Genomic DNA, 12921 nt, shown 5'->3' on the forward strand with positions numbered 1-12921 from the left:
ATGGATACCCTTGCCCAACTCAAGGCCGGCCAATTGGCCGGTATCAAACGCCTGGACCTGCGCTGCGGGCTGACCGAGTTCCCCCGGGAAATCTTCGACCTGGCCGACTCCCTGGAAATCCTCAACCTCACCGGCAACGCCCTCAGCAGCCTGCCGGATGACCTGCACCGCCTGCCCCATTTACGCGTGCTGTTCTGTTCGGAAAACGCCTTTACCGAGCTGCCGGAATGCCTGGGCCAATGCGCACAGCTGAGCATGATCGGCTTCAAGTCGAACCAGATCAGCAGCGTCCCGGCGGCCGCCTTGCCACCCTTGCTGCGCTGGCTGATCCTCACCGACAACCGCATCAGCCAGTTGCCAAGCGAACTGGGTGAACGGCCATTGCTGCAAAAACTGATGCTGGCCGGCAACCATTTGGAGCATCTGCCGCCAAGCCTGGCCCAGTGCAAAAACCTCGAACTGATCCGCATCGCCTCCAACCGCCTGACCCGCCTGCCGGACTGGTTGCTGACCCTGCCGAGCCTGACCTGGCTGGCCTACGCCGGCAACCCGGTGGAAATGGCCGTGGAAGTGGCTCGCGATGACGCCACGCCGAACATTCCCTGGTCAGAGTTGGCGCTGGGCGAGGTGCTCGGCGAAGGCGCTTCGGGGATCATCCGCAAGGCGTCCTGGACCCCGCCCACCGGGCCGGCCAAGGCGGTCGCGGTCAAACTGTATAAAGGCAGCATCACCAGCGACGGCTCGCCGTTACACGAAATGCACGCCTGCATCGCCGCCGGGTTGCATGCCAATTTGATCAAGGTAGAAGGCCGGGTCGTCGGCCATCCCGAAGGCCAGGCAGCGCTGGTGATGCAACTGATCGACCCGAGCTACCGCAACCTCGCGGCCCTGCCGAGCCTGGCGTCGTGCACCCGTGACATCTACGAACCCACCACCCGCTTCAGCGCGGACGTGGCGTTGCGCATGGCGCGAGGCATCGCGTCAGTGGCGGCGCACCTGCACGAGCAAGGCATCACCCACGGCGATCTGTACGGCCATAACATTCTGTGGAATGAAGCCGGTGAGTGCCTGCTTGGGGACTTTGGTGCCGCGTCGTTTCACGCCACGGTCGACAGCCTGGAAACCCGGGCGTTGCAGCGTATCGAAGTGCGGGCGTTCGGGGTGTTGCTGGGGGAGTTGCTGGAACGGATTGATGCGGGGTTGAGCGAGGAGAAACGCGTGGCACTGGAAAGCTTGCGGGATAACTGCTGCCAGCCGGATGTGCTTGCCCGGCCTGGGTTCGAGGAAATCACAACTCTGTTGCGGTCTTCCTAACTCCGCTAAACCAAATGTGGGAGCGGGCTTGCTCGCTCCCACATTTAGATGGGGTTCTCACATCAAATGAGCGTTAACCCGCCAACCCGACAAACATATCCTGCACATCGTCATGGTTGTCCAAACCTTCCAGGAAGGCTTCGACTTCGGCCATCTGCTCATCGCTCAAACCGCTCACCGGGTTTTTCGAGATGTAGCCCAGCTTGGCCGACAACACGGTGAAGCCCTGCTCCGGCAACGCTTTCTGTACGGCGTCCAGGTCGGTGGTTTCGGTGATGAACAGGGTGGTGCCTTCTTCCTCGCCTTCCTCGAAATCCTGCGCACCGGCTTCAATCGCGGCCATTTCCGGATCGGCGTCCGGGCTGTCCGGCGAGGCTTCGATCAGGCCCACATGGTTGAAGTCCCAGGCCACGGAGCCGGAAGCGCCGAGCTGGCCCTTGCGGAATGCCACGCGGATTTCCGCCACGGTGCGGTTGATGTTGTCGGTCACGCATTCAACGATCAACGGCACCTGGTGCGGGGCAAACCCTTCGTAGGTCACGCGGTGGTATTGCACGGTCTCACCGAGCAGACCGGCGCCTTTCTTGATCGCGCGTTCCAGGGTTTCCTTGGGCATCGAGGCCTTTTTGGCCTGCTCCACCACCAGGCGCAAATGTGCGTTGGTGGCGGTGTCGGCACCGTTGCGGGCGGCAATGGTGATCTCTTTCACCAGCTTGCCGAAGATCTTGCCCTTGGCATTGGATGCCGCTTCTTTATGTTTGACTTTCCACTGTGCGCCCATGACTCACTCTCTTGATGTCCATCGCGCCGAGACGTCTACTGGCCGGCGCTTTGGGGGCAGAGTTTATAGCGCTGAAACACTCTAATCCACCAAAAAACCGGCCATGTCCCTCAGGTGCGCAAGGGATTGATTGCGCGCTCACGGTCCGGCACAAAGTCGCCCACCTGCGCCAGCACTGCGGGCCTGGCATTCCAGTAGGGCATCAACACCAGCGAGGAAAACAGCGCAGCGCCGGCAAACACGATAAACACCGTGACCGTGTCAAAGTAGCCCGGCAGCAAGCCGCCGAGGATCGCCCCCACCGAACCGCAACCGTTGACGAACCCCGCCGCCGTCGCGCCGGCCTTGGCGGTGCCGAAGTCAATGGCGGCGGTGCTGCTGATCATCGAGTCCGGCCCGTACAGGGTCAGGCCCATCACAAACAGCAGCGCCATCACCAGCGCCACGCTGCCAGTGTGCAAGGCGCCCATGAACAGTGCCAGGGCCACGGTCAGCGCCAGCAGGCTGAGGACACAGGCCGGCATGCGCCGCGCACCGAACAACTTGTCGGAAGCCATGCCGATCATGATCGGCCCCAGCAATCCCGCCAGCTCGAACGCCGTCGGCACAATCGCCGCGCCGACCTTGCCCACCGACGGCATCTGCTCATACACAATCACCGGCCCCCACAGCAGGATGGCGTAACGCGCCGGTTTCAACAGAAAGTACGCCAGCCCCAGGGTCAACACGGTGCGGTTGCGCAAGATGGCCCGCAGCGGTTCCAGCACGCTGGCGTTCTTCTCGGCGGCCGTCTGTTCCGGCTCGGGCTCCACTGCCGGCAACCCCACATCCTGTGGCGTGTTGCGCTGGAAGATGAAGAACAGCACCGCCACCACGAAGACCACCGCGGCACTGGAGATAAACGCCGCATGCCAGGTGCCGATCAGCGTATAGGCCCACCACCCGGCAAACGGCGACGCCACCAGGCCACCAAAGGCATAGCAAGAACTCCAAAGGCCCAGCACCMGCMCCCGCTGCTGCGCCGGGAAGAAGCTGCCAAGGTTCTTGCACAGCCCCGACCAGCCGGTGGACTGCGCCAGGCCCTGAATCAGCATGCAACTGATAAAGATCGGCAACGTGGCGAACGTGCCCATCACCAAGGCGGCAGCGGCGGAAATCAGCAACCCGCCGAGCACCACCACACGCGGCCCGAAACGGTCGGCGAGCATGCCCCAGGTGAACTGGCCAACGGCATAGGCCGCGAGGTAGATGCCATCCAGGTTGGCCATCATCATCTTGTCCAGCGGGAAACTCGGGTCGTCGACGATCCCCAGTTTGGCCACCGAAAAGGCTTTGCGGGTGAAATAGAAGGCCGCGTACGCCAGCCAGGTGATAGCGAAAATCTGCACGCGCCAACGCTTGATGTTACTCAAGGGAGTATTCATGGTGGTTCTGACCTCGGGTGTGAGTGTGCCGGCAGAATGAAAAGCAAACGCCTGTATTTTTATTGTTGAGCACTGCAATACCGACGCCTCGGAGGTCGCGGTACTGGTCAGATGAGCCCTGCTGGTAAGCACGCAAAGACCCATGGCCGCCTTAGGTGCAGGACTCGACCCGCGGCGACTGAGGGCTATCAAAGCAATGGCTGACTAATAGGTAAAATCGATTTATCGTATTTCAAATATAAGCTGAGCTTGTAAGAGGATTCGCGATGTCGGTGTCCCACGCCCAACTCAAAGCCTTCCATGCGGTGGCCGTGCACGGCAGTTTTACCCTGGCCGCCGAGCGCTTGTTCCTCAGCCAGCCGGCCATTTCCGACCAGGTGCGCAAGCTCGAAGAACGCTTCGGCGTACTGCTGTTTCATCGCAACAAACGTTCAGTGCGGTTGACCGACCTGGGGGAGCGGCTGTTAAGCGTCACCCAGCGCCTGTTTGCGGTCGCCGCCGAAGCCGAAGAGCTGCTGCAGGATTCCCGCGCCTTGCAAACCGGCACCCTGACCCTGGCGGTGGATGCCCCCGTGCATGTGTTGCCGCAGATCGCGCGCTTCTGCCAGTTGTACCCGGGCATCAGCGTGAAGATCGAAACCGGCAACACCGATGAATCGCTGTTTCGCCTGTACCACTACCAGGCTGACCTGGCGCTGCTGGGCCGCGATGTGGACGACGAGCGGCTGCTGTCACTGCCGCTGCCCGATGACCAACTGCTCGCGTTTGTTTCCCGTCACCATCCGTGGGCGGGCCGCGAGTCCATCTGCCTGGCGGACCTGGACGACACGCCGCTGGTGTTGCGGGAAATCGGCTCGGTCACCCGCCAGACCCTGGAGCAGGAAATGCACCAGGCCGGGCTGCGGATTCGCCCGGCCATTCAGGTAGAAGGCCGGGAGGCGGCGCGGGAGGCGGTGGTGGTGGGGATTGGCGTGGGGGTGGTGTCTGCTGCGGAATTTGGCGCGGACTCGCGGGTGTATGCGATGCCGATCCGCGACTGCACCCAGCGGATGAAGGAAACGCTGGTGTGCTTGAAAGAGCAGAGCTCGCGGCGGGTGGTGGCGACGTTTCTGGAGATTGTGCGGGAGAGTTTGCGGTGAACTCACGGGCCTCATCGCGGGCAAGCCCGGCTCCCACATGTTGATTTGTGAACATCGGTCAACTGTGGGAGCGGGCTTGCTCGCGAAAGGGCCAACTCGATCTTCAGCCAACCCCCACTCAGGGCGCCAATTCGAAAAACGCCTGAATCAACCGCAACTCCCGGCGCCGCTCCATGCACCCGATCACATGCCGGTTCACCAGTCCCTCCCCGTGGATCGGAATCGCATGCACCCGTGGGTCCCGGCTGACCTCCATCGACGACACCACGCCCACCCCCAATTCAGCCGCTACCGCTTCCGTCACCGCCTCACGGCTGTCCAGTTCCAGCAACACCTTGGGCTGCACGCCGGCCAGGGCGCAGGCATCGTCAAAGGTACGGCGGGTAATCGAGCTGGGCTCACGCAGCACCATGATCACCTGATCCAACTGCTCCAGCCGAATCCCCGCAGGCTCCGCCAGCCACGGATGCCCGGCCGGCACCAGCGCGCAAATCCGTGACTCGATCAACGGCTGCAGGTGCAGGCCCTTGCGCGGTTCCACCTCCGTCAACACCGCCACATCGGCCCGCTCCGACAGCAGGGCGGCGAGGGTTTCCTGAGCGTTGCCCAGGCGCAGATTCACGGTAATCCCCGGGTACCGCTCCCGCAGGCGAGCCAGCATCGGCATGACCATGTGCGGCCCGTCCGCCGCCACTTCCAGGCGCCCGGTGAGCAGTTGCCGGTTGGCCTCCAGCAAGGTCTGCGCCTCTTCCACCAGGCCGAAGATCGCCCGGGTGATGGCCGCCAGCTTGGTGCCCTCCTCGGTCAACGCAACCTGCCGGGCGGTACGTCGGAACAGCGCGATCTGGTAGTGCTCCTCCAGCGCCTTGATATGCCCGGTCACCGCCGGCTGGCTGATGAACAGCCGCTCGGCCGCCCGGGTAAAACTGCCCTCACGGGCCACGGCATCAAACGCACGCAGTTGAAACAGGTTCATAGCTATCGGCCTCACTGATAGCTCGCATAACAACAAACAATTTGATTGATGACAAGCCAAACTGCAATTTATGCCCCGTAGCTTCATCCCAACGTTTTGCGAGGACATGAGAATGAGTACTGCCGCGCCGATCCTGCTGACCCCCGGGCCCTTGACCACCTCGGCCCGCACCCGCCAGGCCATGATGGTCGACTGGGGTTCATGGGATGACCGCTTCAATCAACTGACCGCCAGCCTGTGCGAGCAACTGCTGGCGATCGTCAACGGCACCGACAGCCACCATTGCGTGCCGTTGCAAGGCAGCGGCACCTTCGCGGTAGAAGCGGCCATCGGCACCCTCGTCCCGCGTGACGGCAAGGTATTGGTGCTGATCAATGGCGCCTACGGCAAGCGCCTGGCGAAGATTTGCGAAGTGCTCGGCCGCGCGTTCAGCACCTTTGAAACCGCCGAAGACGAACCCACCACCGCCGCCGACGTCGACCGCCTGTTGCACGCCGACAAGAGCATCACCCACGTCGCGCTGATCCACTGCGAAACCAGCACCGGGATTCTCAACCCGCTGCCCGAGATTGCCCAGGTCATCGCTCGTCACGGCAAGCGCCTGATCATCGACGCCATGAGTTCCTTCGGCGCGCTGCCGATCGACGCCCGTGAAGTGCCGTTCGACGCACTGATCGCCGCTTCCGGCAAGTGCCTGGAAGGCGTACCGGGGATGGGTTTTGTGTTTGCTGAAAAACAGGCACTGGCCGCAGCCCAAGGCAACAGCCATTCACTGGCAATGGACCTCTTCGACCAGCACAGCTACATGGCCAAGACCGGCCAATGGCGCTTCACCCCACCGACCCACGTGGTGGCGGCGCTGCACGAAGCCCTGCTGCAATACAACGAAGAAGGCGGCCTGCCCGCCCGCCACCAGCGCTACGCCGACAACTGCCAGGCGCTGCTGGACGGCATGGCCGAACTGGGCCTGCGCAGCTTCCTGCCCGCCGCGATCCAGGCGCCGATCATCGTCACCTTCCACGCGCCGAAAGACCCGCGCTACCGGTTCAAGGAATTCTACGAACGGGTCAAGGCCAAGGGTTTCATCCTCTATCCCGGCAAATTGACCCAGGTGGAAACCTTCCGCGTGGGCTGCATCGGCCATGTGAACCAGGCCGAAATGCAAGCAGCTGTCGCGGCAGTCGCCGAGGTGCTGCAAGAAATGAACGTGCTCGACATCTGACTGCCAACTTCCAACAGGATCTGAACCATGAACTACGCAAACCCAACCAAGCTTCAAGCCGCGATCCTCGACTGGGCCGGCACCGTGGTCGATTTCGGCTCGTTCGCACCGACGCAGATTTTTGTCGAAGCCTTCGCCGAGTTCGACGTACAGGTCTCCATCGAAGAAGCCCGTGGCCCGATGGGCATGGGCAAGTGGGACCACATCCGCACCCTGTGCGACCAGCCGCAGGTGGCCGAGCGTTACCGCAAAGCCTTTGGCCGCACGCCCACCGATGATGACGTCACCGCCATCTACCAGCGCTTCATGCCGTTGCAGATCGAGAAAATCGCCGAGCACTCGGCCTTGATCCCCGGCGCCCTGGACACCATCGCCAATCTGCGCCAGCAAGGGATCAAGATCGGCTCGTGCTCCGGCTACCCCAAGCAGGTGATGGACAAGGTCGTCGAACTGGCCGCCACCAACGGCTACGTGGCCGACCACGTGGTAGCAACCGACGAAGTGCCCAACGGCCGCCCATGGCCGGCCCAGGCGCTGGCCAACGTGATCGCCCTGGGTATCGATGATGTGGCGGCCTGTGTGAAGATCGACGACACCGTGCCGGGCATCCTCGAAGGCCGTCGCGCCGGGATGTGGACCGTGGCGCTGACCTGTTCGGGCAACGCCCTGGGCCTGACCTACGAACAGTTCCGCGCGCTGGACGCCGGCACACTCGCCAGCGAACGCAAGCGCATCCAGGCCCTGTTCGAAGGCTCGCGCCCGCACTACATGATCGACACCATCACCGACCTGCCGGCAGTGATCGACGACATCAACCAGCGCCTGGCACGGGGCGAAATGCCGCAGGGCAACTGATCGAGATCAAAAGATCGCCTCTGCACCCTCCTCTCATGGGCAAACCTCGTAAAACAGGCTTACATTGAAAGGACTCCGTCGCGAAAGAACGGAGGTTTGCCCTGATGAGTGAGGAAGAAAGCGATGCCCTGGAAAAATTCCGATACGCGTTACAGCACCATGTCGATTGCGTTGCACTGGCTGATGGTGGTGCTGCTGGCGGTGGTTTACGCCTGCATTGAGTTACGCGGGCAGTTTCCCAAAGGCAGCGGCGGCCGTACGTTGATCGTGGAAATGCACTTCATGTTCGGCCTGACCGTGTTTGTGCTGGTGTGGCTACGGTTGTTCGCCCGCAGCCTGGGCGTGGCGCCGAAGATCGTGCCGGCGCCGCCCCAATGGCAAACCCTCCTCGCCACCCTCATGCACATGGCGCTGTATGCCTTGATGATAGGCATGCCCATCGCCGGCTGGCTGATTGTCAGCGCCGAGGGGCATTCGGTGATGTTCTACGGTATCGAGTTGCCACCGCTGATCGCCGAAAACAAGGCCCTGGCCAAGGAGATTGAGCACTGGCACGTGCTGTTCGGCAAGATCGGTTACTGGCTGATCGGGCTGCACGCGTTGGCGGCGATCGTTCACCATTACATCCTGCGCGACAACACAGCGCTACGAATGATGCCTGGCAAGAGAGGGAGCATTCAGTAAACCCCCCAGGAGCGACACAGCTCCAATGTGGGAGGCTTGCTGTGGTGAACGGGCTTGCTGTGGTGAGCGGGCTTGCCCCGCGCTGGGCTGCGAAGCAGCCCCATCAATCTGTGGTGAACCCGACGGGGGGCAAGCCCCCTCACCACAGGACAAGCCCCTCACCCCAGCAAGCCAGCTCCTGCATTAACCGGGCGCAACAGGGAAACCCCGGCGGCCTTGCAAGCCGCCGGTATGAACGAAGATCAGGCGGGTGCCAGGGGCAAAGTACCCCGCCTCAACCCGCTGCTTCAACGCCAACAACGCCTTGCCGGTGTACAGCGGCTCCAGCGGCAGGCCACAGGCTTGCTCGGTGGCGTCGATAAATTCCAGCAACCCTGGATCCACCTTGGCGAAGCCGCCCCGGCTGGCGTCCAGCAATTCATAACCCTCGTGCACCAGCGCCTGTACCTGCTGCGCCACCCCGTGGTCATCGGGCACCGCCAGCGCGCCGTACACCGGATGCGCGCCCGCCTCGGCCAGCACCAGTCCCGCCAGCGTGGTGCCCGTGCCGGCTGCCAGCCACCAACCGTGATAGTCCGTCCAGCCCAGGCCGTTCAATTGCGCCTGCGCCTGACTCACCAACACCCCGCAGCCCGACGCCCCCGCCAGGCCACCGCCACCTTCGGGCACCGGATGCAGGTGTGGATACTGCTCGCGCCACGGCAGCCAGAAACCCGGTTCATGGCGCGCGCGATAGCCGCCATAACCCAACCAGTGCAATTGCATGCCAAAGGCTTTGAGGTCGAGCACTGTGGGGGTGTCTTGCGGATGGCCACGCAGCAGGCCAACGGTAGGAAAGCCGAAGCGTTTCCCGGCTGCCGCCAGTGCATGCAGGTGATTGGAGTAAGCGCCGCCCAGGCTGATGATCCCGCGGGCACCCGCAGCCCGGCCTCGGGCCAGGTGCTCGGTGAGCTTGAACCATTTGTTGCCGCTGATCAGCGGGTCGATGCGGTCCAGGCGCAGCACGGCGACCTCCACCGGCCCCATCCACTCCAGCTTCAGGGGTTCAAGGGGCGCGTGGGGAAGCCAGTCGAAAGGACCCATGAGGGCAGTTCTGCACAAGAAAAGGGGCGGTAGTCTACCACCGCCCCTTGGGGGTTTTTACAGCTCGGCCGCCAGGCGCGAACCCTGGTTGATGGCGCGCTTGGCATCCAGCTCGGCCGCCACATCCGCACCGCCGATCAGGTGCACGTTCTGCCCGGCAGCCACCAGGCCGTCCTGCAGTTCCCGCAGCGGGTCCTGGCCGGCGCAGATCACGATGTTGTCCACCGCCAGCACCTTCGGTTCACCCTCGGCGCCGATGCGGATGTGCAAGCCTTCATCGTCGATCTTCAGGTACTCGACGCTGTTGAGCATTTGCACCTGCTTGTTCTTCAAGCCCGTGCGGTGGATCCAGCCGGTGGTCTTGCCCAGGCCGTCGCCGACCTTGGAAGCCTTGCGCTGCAACAGGAACACTTCGCGTGCCGGCGCATGGCGCTCGGGCTTGATCCCGGCCACACCGCCGCGGGCTTCCAGGTGGGTGTCGATGCCCCACTCTTTCCAGAACGCCTCGCGGTCCAGGCTGGTAGACACGCCCTGGTGCACGAGGAATTCCGACACGTCAAACCCGATACCGCCGGCACCGATCACGGCCACGCGATGGCCCACCGGCTTGCGCTCCAGAATCACGTCCAGGTAACTCAGCACCTTGGCGTTTTCCACGCCGGGAATTGCCGGTGTACGCGGCGCAATGCCGGTGGCCAGGATGATTTCGTCGTAACCGCCCGCCACCAGTTGCTCAACGTCGACCCGGGTGTTCAGGCACAGCTCGACATGGGTGGTCTGCAACTTGCGCTTGAAGTAGCGCAGGGTTTCGAAGAACTCTTCCTTGCCCGGCACGCGCTTGGCGATGTTGAACTGGCCGCCAATCTCGCTGGCCGAATCGAACAGGGTCACCTGGTGCCCGCGCTCGGCGGCAACGGTGGCCGCCGCCAGGCCCGCAGGGCCGGCACCGACCACGGCGATTTTCTTGATCTGCTTGACCGGCAAGTAGTTGAGCTCGGTCTCGTAGCACGCGCGCGGGTTGACCAGGCAGGTGGTCAGCTTGCCGCCGAACGTGTGGTCCAGGCAGGCCTGGTTGCAGCCGATGCAGGTGTTGATTTCATCAGCGCGACCTTCAGCGGCCTTGTTGACGAAGTCCGGGTCGGCCAGGAATGGGCGAGCCATCGAGACCATGTCGGCATCGCCTTCGGCCAGGATCTGCTCGGCGATTTCCGGGGTGTTGATGCGGTTGGTGGTGATCAACGGAATCTGCACCGCACCGCGCAACTTCGCGGTGACCTTGCTGAACGCACCACGCGGCACCTTGGTGGCGATGGTCGGGATGCGCGCTTCGTGCCAGCCGATACCGGTATTAATGAGTGTCGCACCGGCCTGTTCAATGGCCTTGGCCAACTGCACGATCTCTTCCCAGGTGCTGCCGCCTTCCACCAGGTCGAGCATCGACAGGCGGAAGATGATAATGAAATCCGGGCCTACCGCGTCGCGCACCCGACGCACGATTTCCACCGGCAGGCGCATGCGGTTTTCGTAGCTGCCGCCCCAACGGTCGGTGCGGTGGTTGGTGTGGGCGGCGAGGAACTGGTTAATGAAGTAGCCTTCCGACCCCATGATTTCCACGCCGTCGTACTCGGCGACCTGGGCCAGCAGCGAGCAGGTGACGAAATCATTGATCTGCTTTTCGATGCCTTCTTCGTCCAGCTCTTTGGGCTTGAACGGGTTGATCGGCGCCTGGATCGCGCTCGGCGCCACCTGCTTCGGGCTGTAGGCATAACGGCCGGCGTGGAGAATCTGCATGCAGATCTTGCCGCCCGCCTCGTGCACCGCCTGGGTGACGATCTTGTGCTTTTGCGCTTCTTCGTCGGTGGTCAGCTTGGCTGCACCGCCATACACCCCGCCTTCATCGTTCGGGCCAATGCCGCCGGTGACCATCAGGCCCACGCCGCCACGGGCACGCTCGGCAAAATAGGCTGCCATACGCTCGAAGCCGCCGGGTTTCTCTTCAAGGCCGGTGTGCATCGAGCCCATCAGGGTGCGGTTACGCAGGGTGGTAAAACCCAGGTCCAACGGGGCCAGCAGGTGCGGGTAGGCAGCAGCGGTCATGGTACAGCTCCACAACGGATCATCACGGGACGTGAAGCGCTCGAATGGCGCTCCATCGGTTTATGCCCCACAGACTAAGAGGCTGCCGGTTGCCGCTCAATGACTGTAACTGACAAGTTATTGATCCAAATGCGCAGCGCCCCTTGGCAACTGCGTACATGGGCCCTACCCTAGGTACCGAACCCTGTACCCGGTCCGTTGTCTTTTTCTCATGCGTAAACTTCTTGCCTTCACCCTCACCATGGCCTTGGTCGCCGCCGTTTCCGCCTATCTGGTCTGGACCCAGGAGCGCCCCGTGGGCCATTACCTGTCCGACCTGCGGATCAACCTGGCCGTCGACGAAGGCGTGCCCGCCGACCGCGGCAACCTGCTGGGCATCCAGCCGGAACTGTTCCCCGCCGACTACCAGAGCCTGGAACGCCTGCACCTGAAACTCGCGGCCTATCTGCAAAAGGCCCGGGACCAGGGCCTGGTCAACGACAAGACCATCGTGGTACTGCCGGAACATATCGGCACCTGGCTGATGGTCAGCGGCGAAAAGAACGAGCTGTACCAGGCCACCAATCTCAAGGAGGCGATGAACTGGTTGTCGGCGAGCAACCCGCTGCTGTTCCTGCGGGCGCTGATCAGCGCCAAGGGTGATGACCGCATCGACGACGCCTACCTGCGCATGAAGGCCCCGGCCATGGCCCGTGACTATCAGGTGCTGTTCGGCGGCCTGGCCAAGGAGTTCGGCGTGACCCTGGTGGCCGGCTCCATTGCCCTGCCCAACCCGAGCATCAGCCAGGGCCAGCTGCAGATCGGCCATGGCGCGCTGTACAACACCAGTGTGGTCTTTGATCGCGATGGCTTGCCGGTGGGCCAGCCGCAACGCCAGCTGTATCCGATTTTCGACGAGCGCGGCTTTATCGAACCCGGCGACGAAAACACCGTCAGCGTGGTCGACACGCCGGCCGGGCGCCTGGGCATCCTGATCGGCAGCGACAGCTGGTACCCCGACAACTACCGCAAGCTCAACGAGCAAGGGGCGCAATTGGTCGCGGTGCCGGCGTTCGTGATTGGCCGCGAGACCTGGGACAAGCCATGGCGCGGTTTCAAAAGCGTGTCGACGCCACCGGAGATCAGCCTCAAGCCCGAAGAACTCAGCGAAGGCGAAGCCTGGCACCGCCTGACCCTGATCAGCCAGCAACCCATCAGCCAGGCCACCGCCGGCATGAGCGTGTTCCTGCGCGGGCAGTTCTTTGACATGGGCAGCGCCGGGCAAAGTTTCCTCAGCAGCAACGGCCAGGTGTTTGCCGACGGCAATGCCCGTGGCGCCCGCTTGCTGAACGTGTGGCTGTAAGACG

11 protein-coding genes are annotated in these 12921 nt (G+C 63.0%); 6 read left to right on the top strand and 5 right to left on the bottom strand.

Annotated features, from left to right (window positions below; translation table 11 throughout):
- On the top strand, nt 1-1314 hold the full coding sequence (locus P3C29_RS21155) for a leucine-rich repeat-containing protein kinase family protein (RefSeq protein WP_275965356.1): 1314 nt from the start codon (nt 1-3) through the stop codon (nt 1312-1314).
- Between the two features lie 73 nt (nt 1315-1387).
- On the opposite strand, the gene P3C29_RS21160 is transcribed toward P3C29_RS21155, so the two are convergent.
- Both P3C29_RS21160 and P3C29_RS21165 read right to left on the bottom strand, forming a co-directional pair.
- Nucleotides 1388-2095: a YebC/PmpR family DNA-binding transcriptional regulator gene (locus P3C29_RS21160; RefSeq protein WP_010166897.1), complete on the bottom strand. Its 708-nt coding sequence runs from the start codon at nt 2093-2095 to the stop codon at nt 1388-1390.
- A 110-nt stretch (nt 2096-2205) separates the two neighbouring features.
- Nucleotides 2206-3519 (bottom strand): MFS transporter, encoded by a 1314-nt coding sequence (locus P3C29_RS21165; RefSeq protein WP_275965357.1) that lies wholly within the window; start codon nt 3517-3519, stop codon nt 2206-2208.
- Nucleotides 3520-3785: 266 nt separating this feature from the next.
- On the opposite strand from P3C29_RS21165, the gene P3C29_RS21170 reads away from it, so the two are divergent.
- On the top strand, nt 3786-4658 hold the full coding sequence (locus P3C29_RS21170) for a LysR substrate-binding domain-containing protein (protein ID WP_275965358.1): 873 nt from the start codon (nt 3786-3788) through the stop codon (nt 4656-4658).
- 118 nt (nt 4659-4776) lie between these two features.
- Here the strand turns inward: P3C29_RS21170 and P3C29_RS21175 are convergent, their stop codons facing one another.
- Nucleotides 4777-5634 carry a LysR substrate-binding domain-containing protein gene (locus tag P3C29_RS21175; RefSeq protein WP_010166892.1) on the bottom strand — a complete coding sequence of 286 codons (858 nt, stop codon included), beginning with the start codon at nt 5632-5634 and terminating at the stop codon, nt 4777-4779.
- Between the two features lie 112 nt (nt 5635-5746).
- Between P3C29_RS21175 and P3C29_RS21180 the strand changes: the two genes are divergently transcribed.
- The 3 genes from P3C29_RS21180 (at nt 5747) to P3C29_RS21190 (ending at nt 8395) form a co-directional block, all read left to right on the top strand.
- Complete coding sequence (locus P3C29_RS21180) at nt 5747-6856, top strand: 2-aminoethylphosphonate--pyruvate transaminase (protein ID WP_275965359.1); 1110 nt, start codon at nt 5747-5749, stop codon at nt 6854-6856.
- 27 nt (nt 6857-6883) lie between these two features.
- The gene (phnX, locus tag P3C29_RS21185; RefSeq protein ID WP_010166887.1) at nt 6884-7711 is read left to right on the top strand and encodes a phosphonoacetaldehyde hydrolase; all 828 of its coding nucleotides are present in this window, start codon (nt 6884-6886) and stop codon (nt 7709-7711) included.
- A gap of 123 nt (nt 7712-7834) precedes the next feature.
- Entirely contained in the window at nt 7835-8395 is a 561-nt protein-coding gene (locus tag P3C29_RS21190; RefSeq protein ID WP_010166885.1) for a cytochrome b, read from the top strand.
- Between the two features lie 183 nt (nt 8396-8578).
- On the opposite strand, the gene P3C29_RS21195 is transcribed toward P3C29_RS21190, so the two are convergent.
- Together P3C29_RS21195 and P3C29_RS21200 are read right to left on the bottom strand one after the other, a co-directional pair.
- A complete protein-coding gene (locus P3C29_RS21195; protein ID WP_275965360.1) occupies nt 8579-9478 on the bottom strand; it encodes a 1-aminocyclopropane-1-carboxylate deaminase in 900 nt (299 codons plus the stop codon).
- A gap of 57 nt (nt 9479-9535) precedes the next feature.
- Nucleotides 9536-11575 (bottom strand): NADPH-dependent 2,4-dienoyl-CoA reductase, encoded by a 2040-nt coding sequence (locus tag P3C29_RS21200; protein ID WP_275965361.1) that lies wholly within the window; start codon nt 11573-11575, stop codon nt 9536-9538.
- A 211-nt stretch (nt 11576-11786) separates the two neighbouring features.
- On the opposite strand from P3C29_RS21200, the gene P3C29_RS21205 reads away from it, so the two are divergent.
- Entirely contained in the window at nt 11787-12917 is a 1131-nt protein-coding gene (locus P3C29_RS21205; RefSeq protein ID WP_201124830.1) for a carbon-nitrogen hydrolase family protein, read from the top strand.
- The last annotated feature ends 4 nt before the right edge of the window (nt 12918-12921 follow it).

This window comes from Pseudomonas sp. 1912-s, from assembly GCF_029269205.1.
Classification (GTDB): Bacteria; Pseudomonadota; Gammaproteobacteria; order Pseudomonadales; family Pseudomonadaceae; genus Aquipseudomonas.